The sequence below is a fragment of the Novosphingobium subterraneum genome (genome assembly GCF_000807925.1).
Taxonomy (GTDB): Bacteria; Pseudomonadota; Alphaproteobacteria; order Sphingomonadales; family Sphingomonadaceae; genus Novosphingobium; species Novosphingobium subterraneum.
On sequence record NZ_JRVC01000001.1, the window covers coordinates 264,082 to 280,591 of the forward strand.

At 59.9% G+C, this 16,510-nt stretch carries 11 protein-coding genes; 6 read left to right on the forward strand and 5 right to left on the reverse strand.

Annotated elements, in window-relative coordinates:
- Positions 1–418: 418 nt before the first annotated feature.
- Positions 419–1,084, forward strand: coding sequence for a MarR family transcriptional regulator (locus NJ75_RS01285; protein ID WP_236727027.1), 666 nt, complete (start codon positions 419–421; stop codon positions 1,082–1,084).
- Here NJ75_RS01285 and NJ75_RS01290 read toward each other — a convergent pair.
- From NJ75_RS01290 to NJ75_RS01300, 3 genes are all read right to left on the reverse strand, one after another.
- Positions 1,044–2,063, reverse strand: coding sequence for a ParB/RepB/Spo0J family partition protein (locus NJ75_RS01290; protein WP_039330674.1), 1,020 nt, complete (start codon positions 2,061–2,063; stop codon positions 1,044–1,046). The two genes, NJ75_RS01285 and NJ75_RS01290, sit on opposite strands and share 41 nt — an antisense overlap.
- A 48-nt stretch (positions 2,064–2,111) precedes the next feature.
- On the reverse strand, positions 2,112–3,314 hold the full coding sequence (locus NJ75_RS01295; RefSeq protein ID WP_039330676.1) for an AAA family ATPase: 1,203 nt from the start codon (positions 3,312–3,314) through the stop codon (positions 2,112–2,114).
- A gap of 169 nt (positions 3,315–3,483) precedes the next feature.
- Entirely contained in the window at positions 3,484–4,566 is a 1,083-nt protein-coding gene (locus NJ75_RS01300) for a replication initiation protein (RefSeq protein WP_039330893.1), read from the reverse strand.
- A 656-nt stretch (positions 4,567–5,222) separates the two neighbouring features.
- On the opposite strand from NJ75_RS01300, the gene NJ75_RS23650 reads away from it, so the two are divergent.
- The 4 genes from NJ75_RS23650 (at position 5,223) to NJ75_RS01310 (ending at position 10,281) form a co-directional block, all read left to right on the forward strand.
- Positions 5,223–5,489 (forward strand): WGR domain-containing protein, encoded by a 267-nt coding sequence (locus NJ75_RS23650; RefSeq protein WP_082013209.1) that lies wholly within the window; start codon positions 5,223–5,225, stop codon positions 5,487–5,489.
- 171 nt (positions 5,490–5,660) lie between these two features.
- Complete coding sequence (locus NJ75_RS25515; protein ID WP_231731198.1) at positions 5,661–6,437, forward strand: DUF7146 domain-containing protein; 777 nt, start codon at positions 5,661–5,663, stop codon at positions 6,435–6,437.
- A 161-nt stretch (positions 6,438–6,598) separates the two neighbouring features.
- Positions 6,599–8,449, forward strand: a complete 1,851-nt coding sequence (locus NJ75_RS01305; RefSeq protein ID WP_039330678.1) for an ATP-dependent nuclease — start codon at positions 6,599–6,601, stop codon at positions 8,447–8,449.
- An 11-nt stretch (positions 8,450–8,460) separates the two neighbouring features.
- The gene (locus NJ75_RS01310; RefSeq protein ID WP_039330679.1) at positions 8,461–10,281 is read left to right on the forward strand and encodes a UvrD-helicase domain-containing protein; all 1,821 of its coding nucleotides are present in this window, start codon (positions 8,461–8,463) and stop codon (positions 10,279–10,281) included.
- A gap of 129 nt (positions 10,282–10,410) precedes the next feature.
- Here NJ75_RS01310 and NJ75_RS01315 read toward each other — a convergent pair whose 3' ends face one another.
- Both NJ75_RS01315 and NJ75_RS01320 read right to left on the reverse strand, forming a co-directional pair.
- A complete protein-coding gene (locus tag NJ75_RS01315) occupies positions 10,411–11,673 on the reverse strand; it encodes a type II toxin-antitoxin system HipA family toxin (protein ID WP_039330680.1) in 1,263 nt (420 codons plus the stop codon).
- Positions 11,670–11,981, reverse strand: a complete 312-nt coding sequence (locus tag NJ75_RS01320; protein WP_039330681.1) for a helix-turn-helix transcriptional regulator — start codon at positions 11,979–11,981, stop codon at positions 11,670–11,672. The genes NJ75_RS01315 and NJ75_RS01320 overlap by 4 nt, the downstream gene beginning before the upstream one ends.
- Positions 11,982–12,186: 205 nt before the next feature.
- On the opposite strand from NJ75_RS01320, the gene NJ75_RS01325 reads away from it, so the two are divergent.
- Positions 12,187–16,401 (forward strand): strawberry notch-like NTP hydrolase domain-containing protein, encoded by a 4,215-nt coding sequence (locus tag NJ75_RS01325; RefSeq protein ID WP_039330683.1) that lies wholly within the window; start codon positions 12,187–12,189, stop codon positions 16,399–16,401.
- The last annotated feature ends 109 nt before the right edge of the window (positions 16,402–16,510 follow it).

The window sequence follows — 16,510 nt, forward strand, 5'->3', positions numbered from 1 at the left end:
GAGAGCGGCGGCGTCGCAGCGGATTTGAGGCACTCTATATAGATTGTCGTGTTGTCCGTGAAGGGTTCTTATCGGACAGCAAATCAACCGTACAAGCTGGGTATACTTTTTAGGCCGTTCATATACTATTTGCCCGATGGCGCCTTACCCTCCCCCTTGGCAACTGACCCTTGCGCGGATCGAAGGCGCCCTCCCCTTCATCTCGCCGGAGCTCGCCGAGTGTCTGGCGATGGCCTCATTGCGGCGTCTTTGGCGCGTGCATGTTCGAGACTATCCCTTTGATAATCTAGGAATCGCACACAACCCGGGCATTAATGCGAGCGAACTTGTCCGATCATGGTACTCGGAGGAGCGGCGGCAATTTCTGTCGTGGATCGGCCGACGTGCGTCCCCTGTCCTCGCCAAGGCTGCCAGGCAGGTGCTGGCAGCCAAATGCCAGACCGAAGGCTTCACCGAGGCCTACACACCCGCAGACAATGCGCTCGCGCGGCTCGACGCTCTGCTCCCCAGCAGGGATCCCGACGGCACGCTGATCGAGTGGCTTGAGGAACTGCGAACCGAGGAATTCGACTTTTTCGAAGGCGGCAGCGAAATGGTCCAGGTCGGCGGGTTCGCAATCACGCGTTCGGCGCCGCGTGGCGCGGCCTGGGCTGCCTCATTGGCTGCGGCCATCAGGCCCCACCTTTTTGGGTTGGGCTCGGCCCCGCTGGCGCTTGCAGGCATCATGCCGCGGGCCTTGTTCCGCGAATTCCACGAAGAACCCCTGCCCGCCCTTCTCCGTTCAGCGCTTCAGACGGCCACTGACAATGCCGCGGCCGATTTGCGGGTGATGCGAGAGGCTGTCACTTTGGCCGACAAGCAGCTGGCCGGTCGGCTGTATGCCTCCTCAACCGCTCCGCAGGCGTGGCGCATGATCGTCAGCCTTGGTCCCCTTACCAGAGCGGAGCTTGCCAGATGCCTAGGCGTGACAAAGCGAACCGCTTCGCAATCGGTGTCCTCATTGCAGGAGGCAGGCATGGTGCGCTTGCGCGAGACCGATAGTGCTATTGTACCGGCCAATGCTGATCTAGTACCGCGCGAATAGCCTCTTCGGCTTCCTGCCGCGTCGCACCACCCTTGTTCAGCAAGGTAATGCGGACACCCTTGCGATCAGCACCCTCAATCCGAAGTACAGGCTGGCCAACCGCATTCGCGACGGTCTCGGCCTTTCCTGACTTCTTGGGGGTTCCTGACTTCTTGGGGGGATCAGCCGCGAGTGAAAGCGCCTTGATCACCTCGAGGACTGATGGCGAATGGTTCGTCCGTTCCCGTTCTGCGGCAAGCCGCGCTGCCTCCCGGAAGGCCCTCTCCTTCCGATCTTCTGGCTTCATGAGCGCCTTGAGTGCGATCGCATTGCGAATTCCGAGCTCATGCGGATTAGCAAAGGCTCTGGTCAACTCCTCGGGCAGGCGGGCCAGATCGAGATAGCGTGTGAGCCAGCTTTCGGACACTTTGAGCCGTTCGGCCATCGTCTTCTGACGACCCTCGTAGTAGGCCGACAATGCCCGGAGATAGTCCTTCGCGCGCTCGAAATCGGTTAGGTCGTCCCGTGCGCGGTTCTCGAGATCTGCGAGCCTGAAAGCCTCCTCATCGCCAATCTCGCGCACGTCGACGAGGAACTTGAAGTCTGGGTAGTTGTGCGTCCGCAGCCAGCTGACCGACCAGTGTCGCCTCGCCCCGCAGATGACCTCGAAATCATAGCCATCTTCGCCCGACAGGCGACGGACAATAGCCGGGATCTCTTGCCGCCCTTGGGCCTTGATGCTCTCGATCAAGTCTGCGCAGCGTTCCTCATTGAGGAGCGCGTAGTCGCGATTGTGGCCAGCCCACATCCGGCACCTTGCTGGATCAACGAGCTCATGCGTGCGCGAGACAATCGCACCGGAAGCGAGATCGGCCAAACGGTTTGATCGCCCGGTAAGCACATTCGACGCGATGCTCGATCGACGCGGCGCGGCGGAATCCTCGGTCAGATCGATCCCGGCTGCCAAGTCGGCGGCAAAACCGCTGTTCTTCCTACTCATGCAAGCCTCCCATTAGCAGAATTGCACGCGTGCAATTTTCCCAGCGGCTCATACCAAGGCCTCCTGCCGGAGGCGCTTTTGATGGCTTGGCCACATCGATCGAATGTCGACTTCGATTTCTGAGTTCACGCCATCAAGATAATTAAGGCAGCGATTGCGTACCGCCGAGCTCGTAGCAGGCCCGTCGAGTTCATAAACTGTCATTAGCCGCGCAGTCGCATTGTCGATCTCGGCAGAGTCCTTGAGCGGCGTTCGAACCATGGCGTGGCCAAACAGCGTCCGCATCAACTGCAGAAGCTCCTTCTGCATCGACTTGTTCTCATCGACCTTTGAGGCAACGAAGCGCAGAAACGTTAGTTCTGGGGCAAGACCTCGGTCGGCCAGCTGCTCAATCGTCTCATCAAGCATTGAGAGGAATGCCGCAGTCGACGAGAAGTCCATCACGGTCGGAGGAACCGGAACCACCAACGCATTCGCAGCTCGCAACACGGACAAAGAGATAGCCCCGAGGGCGGGCGGTGGGTCCATGACGATGACATCGAACCGATCCGAGATGCTCTCAATCCCTTCCTTGAGGCGGTCAAGTAAGGCTCCGTTCCCCTGCGCCATTCTGGCGGCCAGTTCGTACTCGGAATTAAACAGGCGAAGATTGGCAGGGATCAGCTCAAGGCCGTCGAAATGGGTCTTGCGGAGGGCGTAGTCGAGCGATGACCGCTCACCCTCACGAAGGAATGGGTAGAGGGTATCGTCCTCTGTCAGATCGAGATCTGGCACATAGCCAAACAGCGTCGTCGCAGAGGCCTGGCTGTCGCAGTCGATCAATGCAACACGATAGCCCTTGATCGCGAGATATTGCGCCAGGTGAACAGACAGCGTCGATTTGCCGACGCCGCCTTTGAAATTCTGAACCGCAACCACGCAACACGGATCGGTCGGAGCACGATACGGCCTGGTGCCGAACACGCCGCGCATGTCGTTAAGCTGGGCAAGAGTGTACCTCTCGCGTCGATTGCTATCTGTCCTCGCCGGCTCGGGCAGCCTTCCATCTTTCTCGGCGTCACGGATAGCCGCCGGCGTCCGCCCGACGAGCTCTGCCGCCTTCCCGATCGTAAAGGTAGGCTCGCGGCGCGCATCTGCCCGAGCGCTTCGTGCGGAGTCGCGCAGCTTTTCGAGCACCGACGATGTTCGACTGGCGAGCGTTGCAACCGAGACTAAACGCTCGGCTTCTTCGATCTGAAGTCCGTTAGACACATGCCGTCCTTTCGCAATTGAGGGTATGCTACACCCACTTGCGCTTTTCGGTCAAGAAATTCGGAAATTTCGAAAGTCGGGCCGCATTGTCGCGCCGATTCTAGAGCCGGATCAGGCAATCCTGACTCGGTGGGGGCATGGCGAATTGCACGCGTGCAATTCTTGAGCGTCAGGGCCGCCCGCGCCGGTTTACCCAGCCCTCACAAAAGCCCTTCCAAGCAGCGATGAGCTTGGCGCCACGAAGCTTCTCCAACCGATTGCCCATGTGTTCGCGAAAGCCGCTCGCGATAAGATCGACATCCCATCCACCGCCATGCTTTCGGGCGACTTCAAGCAAATCGGCGTGCCCGAAGCGGATCGAGCCAGACGACGGGAAGGTGGACTCTGACTGCTTGATCGCAGGCGCCGCGCTGGGCGGTGCTGCTATTGCCCCCTGCCCCGCAGTTACTGTTTCGACCGAACCTGTCCGCCTCGCTTGGCGCCCCGCCGAGTGCCGGTCGAGCTCGTCTACGGTTTCGAGAACCTCGGGCGCACCTTTGGGTTCAAACCGAAACTCGAGTTCAGTGACCGTTCGTCCCTGCCGGATCTCGCGCCATTCGACACGGAAGTGAGCGAGCTGGTCAATTTCAGACTTCGCCTTTTCAAGCACCTTGCGCCGAAGCTGAGCGAAGTCCGTGTAGACATCAGGCGGGATGCCAAGCGCTGCACGCAGTGCCTGCATATCTCCTCGCCAGGTTGCTTGGCGGCGATGGAGGCGAAGGGCTCCAAGCTCGTAAAGTTTGAGCGCATAATTCGAGCGGAAACCCAAGACCGCTTGCCGGTTAAGCACGGCATAGGTCTCAGAAGCCTGGATCAGCTTACGCGCATCGGGCGTGAACTCCCATTCGATCCAGCCCGTCTCTCCGCCATCCTCGTCGGTTTCCTCTTTAGACCGAGAGATCAGGGAGAACAGGAGAGTCGCCTTCTTTCCGCGCCACGATTTATCATCCACAGCAAACAGGGTGCGATGGAGCTCCTGAAGCATGTCGCTGATCCGCTCGTTACCCTTGTGGCCTCGGCGTATATCGGCTTTGCGAATGCGATGAGGACGATCTTCCCATGCGTCTCCACCTGCGGTCAGGATCATGAGCGCCAACAGCCGCGATGCCGTCAGACTAAGCGACTCACCTTTGACGAATTTGATCTCAATGATGTTGCCCGGTTTGGCGAACTCGTCGCCACCCTTTGCCTTCAATGCAGCAGCAACGCGCATCGCACGTCCGGGGGAACCTTCTTCAGGCTTCTCCTCGGAAGCTTCTACTATTGGGCCGTCATCAGTTTCCATGCCATAGTGCGATCAGAGCTTGATTCTTTGAAGGATTGATTGCTGCCTGACCTGACCTCTTGCGTCAAGTCAGGTCAGGTCAGGAATCAATGTGCAGCCCCCAAGAGGTCAGGATTGAAGGGCAAGGGAGGGGTTACGGAATCGTCGGAATTCCTGCGAGTCGGCAAGCGTCATGAACGAACGCAAGCTAGGGTTCAGTTTTTACAAAACCAGGCAGGAGAAAACGCTCGAAAGGCCCGCTACATCTACTGGAACAGGCTCTCCCCCCATTTGGTCAGGAATGCCCCAGAAGGTCAGGGGAAAGCCCCCGCTCGGTCAGGATGTAGCCCCCAGAAGGTCAGCCTAACACCCCCATCGGGTCAGGAAAAACGGCATAGTCCTCTGAATTCAGGCCATAAATCGGACCTGAATCTGAATCTCTAGAATCAGAAATCCTTCCGCTGCAAGCAGCGGCGTTTTTATGATGATGTTTTTGAAGGTGATCGGCCAGCAACCCCCTCCCATCGGATCAGTGAATCACTGACGCAGCTGTGATTCATATTCCCGGTTGGACCATTGGTCCGTGTCTCTGCCACCAGGCTACTATGGAAACACCAACCAGTCAGTCGTGGCATTGGCAAGCCGTCGACAATTCGCGCAACGTCGCGCGAGAATACCACCTCTGGATCCAAACCGACTTGTTCGGGTGGACAACTGTTGAACGCCGCTGGGGGCGGATAGGCTCAAAAGGGCAGGGCCTCATTCTTAGCTTCGAGGCGACGGCACAAGCCGAAGCGACCGCTCAGCTGATCCGTCAAAGACGAGCAAGCGCATTCAAGCGAATTGGAGTTCGCTACAGCCAACTTCGATGACTGCAGGCCCTATGGGGACGATTGAAAGCACCCGGCGCTCCTCAAGTGCACGGCAGGAAGGGGAGGGGGAAAGCTTTAGGGACGCTTATGACCCTATCAGCACTCCGACCAACTCAAGACACGATCAACCTTGTCACAGCTCTGCGCGGCACATGGCACGGCTCCTACGCTATGTGCCGATGCCCTGCTCATGACGACAGGACGCCCTCATTATCGATCCGCCAAGGATTATCAGGGGTCCTCGTGCATTGCTTTGCCGGCTGCAATCCAAGGGACATCATACGTGCCCTGCGGAATACAGATCGAGTTCGAGGCGTAGAACCCCGCCCAACGCAAAGTCTGCATTCCAGTCAACTCGCTCAGCGTCTGTGGAGTGATGCGGTCGGCGTTTATGGTACGCTGGGAGAACGCTACCTCATTGGGAGATGTCTACCCCTCGATCTGCCTGACGTGCGCTTCCACCCGAAGTGCCCTCTCGGCCGAAAGCCAAACACTGCATTTCATCAAGCATTGCTCGTCGCTGTGCGAGACGGTGGTCACCTTGTCGCCGTCCAGCGCATCATTCTCGACCCGAGAACGAACCAGCATCAGGGTAAATTCTTGCTCGGGCGCTGCGGGCAAGGGGCATGGCAACCGACGCCGAGTGGACGAGTTCTGGCAGTAGCGGAGGGCTTCGAAGATGCTGCTGCCTTCACCCGTCTGTCTGGCGTAACCTGTTGGGCGGCGATGGGCGCTTCCCGACTGCCAAACCTTAAGCTGCCGCTGGAGCTCGACACATTGATCATAGCCGAGGACAACAATTCGCCAGGGCGAAGGGCAGCACACCGAGCGACGATGGCTTACGCTAGACCTGGCCTTCAGATCATTCGAAGTGCTCCGGGCAATGGCGATGATTGGGCCGCAAACAACGAGTTATTTCACCGATGGGATCCCTACTCCGAAGATTGATGAGGACTAATTTTTCCTGGTTATCCTTTTGGCACCAGATGACGGTTCCCGTGGTGCGAACTCCAATCGATCCTCGCGAAAATAGCATAAATGCCTGTTTTACTTCCCAATAGGCCCGCCTTGCGCCATCTTGCGCAGGTTCAGGGAGGTCGAAGAAAGAAATGCGAGTTCATTCGTTATCGGTGACAAACTTTCGCGGCATCAAGTCCGCCACCATCTGTCTGCCTGCGCATGCAGTGCTTATCGGTGACAACAACACTGGCAAGTCTTCGGTTCTAGAGGCCATCGATCTGGTACTTGGCCCCGATCGACTCTCCCGTCGACCACCGGTCGACGAGCACGACTTCTTCGAGGGTCGTTATCTCGCTCCCGCTACCGCCGTGGCAGAGGCTGACCACGATGGGCAGCCTCCCGTCGAGGCCGCAGGCAACCCATTGGCGGACTCAGTGCCGCCGCGCATCGAGATCGAAGTGACGATCACGGACCTATCGGAGGAACAGCTGGCTCGTTTCGGCGGTAGAATCGAGTGGCTCAACACGGCTGATGGAACCCTGTTCGTTGAGGCGAACCCCGCCGGCATAGATGCAGCCGCCGTCGTCGCAGCGCTACGCGTCACCTTTATCGGCCAATATGACCCGGACGACGACGATTTCACTGGTGCCACTTACTTCACCCGCAGCTTGACGGAAGACGATACTCCGACTCCGTTCCGCAAGACTGACAAGCAGCATTGCGGCTTCTTGTTTCTCCGCTCGCTTAGGACCGGATCCCGCGCCCTCAGCCTTGAGCATGGCAGCCTGCTCGACATCATCCTCCGCTTAAAGGAAATCCGCCCCCGGCTTTGGGAAGGCACACTGGATGCGCTTTCCACACTGGACGTGGCTGGTGACCCCCAGATGGGCATCAGCGGAGTCCTTGAGAGCGTGAACGCCTCGCTTAAGAAATACGTGCCTCGAGAATGGGGTGCAAAGCCGCACCTTCGCGTTTCCAGCCTGACACGCGAGCATCTCCGCAAAGTGATAACGGCCTTCATCGCCACCGGCAGTGGCGACCATGCCGCCCCCTTTTACCGGCAGGGTACCGGCACAATCAACATGCTCGTCCTCGCGCTTCTTTCTCAAATCGCCGAGGACAAGCAGAATGTGATCTTCGCCATGGAAGAGGTCGAAACTGCTATTCCTCCCTATGCGCAGAAGCGCATCGTCCATGAGCTACGCAAGCTCTCCGCCCAATCGATAATCACCTCTCATTCGCCCTACGTCCTTGAAGAATTTGGTCTAGACGAGACCGTCATCCTTTCCCGGAGCAGCCAAGGCATACTCAGCCAAGCTTCTATCGCCCTTCCTGAAAGCGTGAAGCACAAGCGCTACCGACAAGACTTCCGCACCAAATTCTGCGAAGGGCTGCTGGCGCGCCGGGTGCTCATTGCGGAAGGCGATACCGAAGCCGCGGCGCTTCCGGTCGTCGCGCGTCGGCTCTCTGATCTCAATCCGGCGACCTACAGCTCAATCGAAGGCTTGGGAATCACCGTCATTAACGCGAAGACCGAGACTCAGATCGCCGATCTCGGTAGGCTCTATGCGGGGTTGGGCAAGCGGGTGTTTGCGCTGTGTGATTTGCAGACCGCGGAGGCGCAGCAAGCCATCGAGGCCGAGGTCGAACAGCTGTTCATGCATCCCGAAAAAGGCATTGAGGACCTTGTCCTCAAGAACACCACCTTGGAGGCCATGAACCGCTTCTCGCAGTCGCTGGCTTGGCCGCCGCATCTGGCAGCCAAGCATGCGGGCGCCGACGTGAACATGATCGATGCGCTGATGGACTATTTCCAGTGGTCCAAGGGTAATTGGGGCATCGCCGACTTCCTGGCCCAGTGCTCAGAAGCCGAGATACCGTTGTGGTTTCGGCAAACCTGCGCGCGGTTGCGCCAGCTGTGCGATCCGCCTCCACCTCCGCCTGTTGCAGATCCTGCACCTGGCGGAGGTGGCGACGACTTCGACGCGCTTTTCAGGTAACAGCGGTAATCATGGTCGACCTGACGCCGAAGCAGCAGATCGTGCTCGCGACCGCCGGCCACCAGCTGGTTACCGGTGGCCCCGGTTCCGGCAAGACGACCGTCTCGATCCTGAAGGCAGCGAAAATCGCCCGCGAAATGCTCAAGCCAGGGCAGCGTGTCCTCTTTCTCAGCTTCGCGCGTGCGACGGTCTCCCGTGTCCTCGAAGCCATCGACGAAGAAAAAGACGTCTCGTCCGACGAGCGGAGCCGGATCGAGGTTGACACCTATCACAGCTTCTTCTGGCGGCTTCTCAAGACGCACGGCTATCTGGTCGGCCTGCCGCGTAGGATCTCGATCCTCACACCGCCAGGTGAAGCGATCGCCCTAGCTGCGATCCGCCGGGAATATGGCCCCGACAAGAAGCTCGACGAAGCCCAGCTGGCCGAAAAGAGAGCGCGCGAGAAGGCTGAGCGCGACCGACTTGCGTTTGCAGAGGGGAAAGTCTGCTTCGATCTGTTCGCTGATCTCGTGGCACGGCTGCTCGAGGGTTCCGCCAAACTGCGAGCAATGACTGCTATAGCTTGGCCCTGCATCATCTTCGATGAATTCCAGGATACGAGCGCGGATCAGTGGCGTGTCGTGAAGGCGCTTGGCGACCGTTGCACCTTGATTGCGCTGGCCGACCCGGAGCAACGCATTTTCGAATTCATTGGCGCCGATCCGGCCCGCCTTGATCATTTCAAGGCTGCGTTCGCTCCGACCTTCACCGAGCTCGGCTCGGACAATCACCGCAGCAAGGGCACGGACATACTACTCTTCGGCAACGAGCTGCTGACCGCCAAATTCAGCAAGGCCGAATACTCTGGCATCAGCTTTTGCTTGTTTCCGTCCAACCGGAACCAGGCCTATGCCGCGCTGGTCACGCAGGTCCTTCAGGCGCGAGCCCGGCTGATCGCCACCGGACGGCGCGACTGGTCGCTCGCAATCCTCGTTCCAACCAAGCGGAAGATGCGGCTCGTTTCCGATATCCTGCGCGATCCGTTCGGTAACGTTCCGACTATCTCACATGCCGCCTCGATCGATATGGAAGGACCGATCCTGGGAGCCGAAGTCATTGCGCAACTGATGCAGCAAGAGCGTGCTTCGGATGACCTCGACCAGTTGGTGCATTTGATATGCCAATATCTTCGCGGCCGTGGGGGATCCGACCCAGGCAAGGGAGATCTGGGCGATGCGGTCAAGCTGGAGAGCGCGCTGGCGAAATGGAACGAGCGGATCGCCGGGGGACAGGCGCCGCACGCGAACAGTGTCATCCATCCTATCGCTGCCGTCCTTTCCGCAACCCGGCAGGTCGTTATGGTCGGCGATCCAGACAAGGACTGGATCGCCATCCGCGCCACGCTCGCTGATGGAGCGTGTACCCGGTTGCGGGCTATTGCGAACGACGCCCGCAACGTGCGTCTGCTCGAACGCGGCAATCTGATGCGCAATACGCTGGAACAGAACTGGCGAGAGCGGGGTCGCTATTCCGATGCGCTTGACATCACTCGATTGGCGTTTGTTCAGGATCACTTCGCCACAGCTCAGCGCCCCGAGACGGGCGTCATTGTGATGAACATGCATAAGGCGAAGGGGAAGCAGTTTGACGAAGTGATCGTGTTCGAAGGCTGGCCACTCAGGGTGGGTAAGGAGATTAAGGCGAACCCGGATCGGATCGTTCGCGAAAACAAGCTAGAAGGCGACCTATCCCAGGCACGTCAGAATTTTCGCGTGAGCGTGACTAGGGCTAAATCGCGCACCACGGTCATGACGCCAAAGGACGACGTCTGCGTCCTTCTGAAATCTGACTGAAAGATGGACCCAGTAAGTTAGCGGCAAACTAGAGAAAGCAATGAAATATTGCTGGTGGCCAACCCGGAGACGAGTGAGCTGCCTCTTGGTGTCTTCAAAGACTTGGGAAAACGGACCCCAAAGCCTTCCTTAGCCAAATGTTCGGGCCACGGATTCCAAGCCCTCTGATACTTTTGCCATTGAGACCCGGACCCCAGTATCCCGAGCGTGCGACGGCCAATCGGCGAGTGATGCACGAACATCGTCGATCACTGCGAACACGCGCTTGGGAGAGATACCGTGGGTCTTCGCGAGTTTCTCTATATGTTGGCGGGTAATGGTGCGCCCTTCGCCCAGAACAGCCATGTAATGCTCGCCGCCGGGGCCATTCGAGAACGTCAGGTCGAAGGCCGGCGCAAGCCGCCAATCTCCCCGAGCGTCCATCAGGTAAGCATGTTGGCGAACATGATCGTCGCGGTTTCGCGCGAGCACGTTGAAGACCATGCGGCGGAAGGCTTGCTCGACGTCCGCCATGCTGTGGGTGATCGCCAATGTCGCCTTCAGGAACCCGTCGTAGTCGACACTCGGCATATGCGGCGAGGCCTCAAGCACTCCGCCCAGACTGACCATATGAAGCCTTTTTCCGGGCACGGGCCGGTCGAAACGCCTTGTCGCGAAATGGCCTGGCCCCTTCGCAGAGGAGATCAATCGCGTTTCAGCCATTTCAATTCCCGCAGCGCGGGCCATCCGGGCGTAGGCCTCCTCCAGCGGCCCGATATCTGCGGGGTCGTTGGTCGCTGCAAACTTGACGATCCATTCCTCACCGGCGCTCCTGGTTCCCGCTGCAGCCAACTCGTCTCCTGCGGACAGCGTGCCGCCCGCGTCGATCGCCACATGAACTTTCGGCCGCGCGCCGCCCGAGCCGCCGCCCAGGCGAGTGAGCAGCGCCTCCAGCTCTGTCTCCTCGCCGAGCAGAACGTGGCGGGATTCATCGGCCAAAGCATCGAGGTCGATAGTACTTGAAGTTTCACCATCAAGCGTTTCAGGCTGGAATACGAGCGCGCCCCGACCTTTCGTGCCAACAAGGGCGAGCCGGTCGACTGCGTTTAGGTCTTCGAACCGGTGACCCATTTTCTGAAGCCGCCGCTTCAACAAGAGCATGCCCCAGGCATCGGGCAGACAGTCCGACAGGAAACCGTGGAGGCCTTCAAAGGTCCGGCTGCGGGCAGGGTGCAGGCCCGGTTCAGCCGGATAGTGCAGCGGAGAAATTGGCATCCCTTCCGCTATGATCTCTGCAGACCATTCGAGCTGCGCAAGGCCCCTGGCCATTGCCAGCCTGCCGACCGAAAGCGGCGCGGCAGTCTCATCGGTCAGCAATCCAACCACCAAGGGCGTTCCCGGAGCCAGCTTCATGGCCTTGCACCGCTAGCACGCTTGCGCTGCGGCTTTGCTGCTTGGCGCTGCTGCGCGAGCAGCTCATCCATGCTGGTTGCCGGAACTTGCGGAAACAGCGCGACAATGCCTTCATCGCAGCGCAGTGCGATGGCGGCGCGCACAAGATCTTCGATCGAAGCCCTGCCTTCGGCCTCCATCCTTCGCCACGTCCTGTGAGACACGCCAGCTTTGGCAGCTGCCGCTTGCTGGGTAAGGTCGAGGGCCAGGCGGCGTACCTTGATCCGCTTGCCGAGGCCCGTCAGCTGATCCGGGAGGGTGAGATACATAGGCCATATATGGCCTTTATCCGCAAAAACGTCAACTTATAGGCCTTATTTGGCCGATGAACTCTCCCTAGTGCAATGCTGCGGGCCAAAACAGGCATTCCAAGAGTGGCGCTGCTCAACGCCTCTGGCGCAATTCCAAGCTCCGCGCTGCCGAACCGGAAGGGGAGGGGGAGGCTGTGGTGCGCATCAGCATCAGGAGCAGCGCATGACCGATCTTTTCACCCCGTTCGACTCCCGCCTTGATCAGGTCATCGACGAAGTCGCGCTCGAGATCGCCGGTGGATCGCTTACGAAGATGACGCTCTTCGACGCAATGAAGCGCCTCCATGGAGGAAGCTCGGCTGAGGGCCGCTGGGCACAGCGCGATGCGTATGACCTCCTCGAAGCAGGGGTGACCCGTCACCTCCTAAGATTACCCCGTCCGGTGCGCCTGGACGACATCACCGCTTTGAGTCTTCTGGTTGAGCAGCTGCCAACCCATACGGTCAGGAGCGAAGACCAGATTCGGTTTCAACAGTTCTCCACGCCTGCCGATCTTGCGGCACTTGCGACTGTCCTTGCGCAGCCCCGGCCAGACGACATCGTGCTGGAGCCGAGTGCGGGACATGGTGCGCTCGTGGCCAGCCTGCCGACAGTAAGGCAGCTGCACCTCAATGAGCTTGATCCCAAACGCCGTGAGAAACTCGCTCTGCTGTTCAAACATGCCAAGCTTACCGGGATCGACGGTGCGATGCTGGCTTCCGCGCTGGATCCTTCGCTGCGCCCCAGCCTGATTCTCATGAACCCCCCGTTCTCCCGTTCGGAGGGAAGGGGCGTCGATCAATTCGCTGCTGTCCGCCATCTGCGCGCCGCGCTCGGTCGATTGGCTCCTGGCGGCAGACTTGTCGCTATCATGCCGGACTGGTTCACCACCAGCGCTAGGCTCTCGAAAATCTATGACCAGACATTCGAGAACTGCACGGTGCAAACAGCTTGCCGCCTTGCCAGGTGCTACCACAAGCAGGGGACCAGCGTGCCGGTTCGCCTCTACGTGATCGACAAGGTTCCCGGAAACATCCGTCCTGCGATCCTCGCTAGATCGAATGTCGCCGAGATTGCCGCGGCGGTTGCAGTGGTAAAGCGGGCAGTCGGTCCTTGCGAGGCTTCACCAATTTACGCACGGCAGCAGACCAAGCCCGGCACGCTTTTCAAGGCGATGCGCACAAGTGCAAAGCCGCCTGCGGCTAAGCCGCGCGTAATCGAAGCGCCATCGATATCGCCGCTTGTTTTTCGCAGCCTGGCAACGCCGCGCCCTCTGGGCGAGCAGGCCGGTGTCTATCTGCCTTACCGCCCGAGCCGGATCGACATCGATGGTGCAAAGGCGCACCCGACCCCGCTGGTGGAAAGTGTGGCCATGGGCTCCATACCAGCGCCGGTGCCGGAGTATTGCCCCAGCCTGCAGGGCCGCATCCTCAAAGAAAGCCTGCTTTCGGAAGCGCAGCTCGAGACGGTGATCTATGCCGGCAATGCCTGGCAGCAGTATCTGCCGGGCCTGTTCGTCCCGGCTGACGAAGGTGTCGCTCTCACTCTGGCCGAAGACGGACACAGCTACCGCAAGGGCTACTTCCTCGGTGATGGCACTGGCGCGGGCAAAGGCCGACAGATTGCCGCCTGCATTCTAGACAACTGGCTAGCCGGACGCCGCAAGGCGATCTGGGTATCCAAGAACGAGAGCCTGCTCGAAGATGCGCGCCGGGATTGGAGCGCGATCGGCGGGATGACTGCCGACATTCAACCGCTCTCCAGCTGGAAAATCGATCAGCCAGTGCCGTTCCGCGAGGGGATCCTCTTCGTCACGTACCCGACGCTGCGCAGTCAGAGGCAGGATGCGACCCGTCTGAAGCAATTGCTGGACTGGGCCGGGGCGGATTTCGAAGGTGTCATCGCCTTTGATGAGAGCCACGAAATGGGCGGGGTGGCAGGAGGCGAGGGCGCCCGCGGGAGCAAATCAGGTTCCCAGCAGGGCATCGCCGGCGTCATGCTCCAGAACCATCTGCCCAAGGCCCGCGTGCTCTATGCCTCGGCGACCGGGGCCTCTGAAGTCAACAATCTCGCCTATGCGGTTCGGCTCGGCCTTTGGGGACCAGGAACGGCGTTTGCCAACCGCGAGGATTTCATCAGCCAGATCAGGGCAGGTGGCATCGCTGCGATGGAGCTGGTGTCGCGCGACCTTAAGGCCCTTGGGCTTTACCAGGCACGGGCGCTGAGCTTTGCCGGGGTCGAGTACGAAATCCTCAAGCACGGCCTGACGGCCCAGCAGATCGCTGTCTACGACACCTATGCGGATGCTTGGGCGATTATTCACCAGAACATGGAGGAGTCGCTCGCGCTGACCGGTGTGGTCGACGAGATCGACGGCACCACGCTGAACGGCGGCGCGAAGGCCGCAGCCCGCAGCCGCTTCGAAAGCACCAAGCAGCGCTTCTTCAACCAGCTGCTGCTTTCGATGAAGCTCCCGACTCTGATCAGCGCCATCAATAAGCACCTGGACCAGGATGACGTGGTCGTGGTTCAGCTGGTCTCGACCGCCGAAAGCATCCTCGACCGAAGGCTCGACAGCCTTTCACCCGAAGAGCGGGCCGAACTCGACCTTGATCTCAGCCCGCTTGATGCGGTCATCGAATACCTCGAGCGAGCTTTTCCCACCCAGCAGATGACGTTCTACACCGACGACACCGGTGCTACCCGTTCGACGCCGATGTTCGACGAGGACGGCCGCCCCGTGCACAACCAGGCTGCGATCGCCCGGCGCGCCGAGCTGATCGAGCATCTTTGCGCGATGCCGCCAATCAAGCCAGCCCTCGACGGGATCATCGAACACTACGGGACGGATAAGGTCGCAGAAGTCACCGGGCGCACAAAGCGCCTCATTTCTCAGGCCGATGGTAGCCAGCGCCTCGAAACTCGCTCCCCCCGCACGAACCAGTCGGAAACCGACCAGTTCATGGATGGCCGCAAACCCATTCTCGTCTTCAGCGATGCAGGCGGAACGGGGCGTTCCTACCATGCCAGCCTTGACGCACCCTGCCAGAAGCGCCGGGTGCATTTCCTTCTAGAGCCGGGCTGGCGCGCTGACCGGGCCATCCAGGGCCTCGGCCGCACCCACCGCACTCATCAGGCGAACACCCCCCTATTCAGGCCGGTCACGACCAACTGCAAAGGTGAGCTGCGCTTCACCAGCACGATCGCGCGGCGCCTCGACAGCCTTGGGGCATTGACGCGTGGCCAGCGCCAAACCGGCGGCCAGAATCTGTTCGATCCGGCGGACAATCTCGAAAGCCCTTATGCCAAGGCGGCGCTCACCAGCTGGTTCGGCCTCCTCGCAGAGGGAACGCTGAAGAGCGTGACCTTGTCCGACTTCGAGCAACGCAGCGGATTGACGATCGTCTCCCAGGATGGCGTGCTCGAAGAAGACCTTCCCCCGATCCAGCGGTGGCTCAACCGCATTCTTGCCCTGCCGATCGGCATGCAGAACGCAATTTTCGATGAGTTTCTCGGGCTCCTCGAAGCCCGGGTTTCCGCGGCGCGTGAGGCCGGTTCTCTCGATGTGGGCGTCGAAACGATCCAGGTCGAAAGTGCCGACGTCATCGAAGATATTGTGCTGCGGACGGATGCACGGACCGGGGCGACCTCGCACCTCCTCCAGCTGGCGCTCAGGACGCGTACCCGGCCAATCACGCTGGAAAGGGTGAAGCAGCGCCTCGAGCTGTCGGACGGGTGCATGCTGATGCACAATACCAAGAGCGGCAGGGCGGCGCTGGCTGAGCCGTCCCGGCATTTCATGACCGATCGGGGCGAACTGATCCGCCGCGTCATTCTCCACCGACCGCTGCGCCGCGAATACCATCACCTTGATGATCTTGCCGAGTCTGCGTGGGCGGAATGTCCTCGGGAGACCTTCGAGCAACTTTGGTGTGCCGAAGTCGCCGAGCTGGCCGAGAAGCTGACAACCGAGAAGATCTACCTCGCCACAGGACTGCTGCTGCCGATATGGTCGAGCCTTCCGATCGACTATCTGGAAGTGAGGCGAATCGTCGATGAGGAGGGACGCAGCTGGCTCGGCCGCATCGTTCACGAGCTCGACGTCGCAAACCTTTTGCAGAAGTTCGACATTACCTCGAATGTCGAACTCTCGGAGCAAACGATCCTCAAGGCGCTCGGCGAGCATCGGACGATACCTATCAAGCAACCGTTCGAGGCCACCATCAAGTCCTCGCGGGTCGCCAACGAGCAGCGCTACGAGATCGTTGGCGCCCCCGTCGATCAGCTGCCCTGGTTGAAGAGCATCGGCTGTTTCACCGAGATCATTTCGTTCCGCACAAGGGTGTTCATTCCGACAACGGCAGCAGAGGCCGTGCTGGCGGCGCTCCTGATGCGGTGATGGGAGGCAGCACCGAAGGCGCTGAACCCACGGTGACTGCGACAAGTGCACAGGATCTTGGATGCTTGAACCCGACAAACAAGGGGAGGGGGAGGGGATCTGTGCCCCG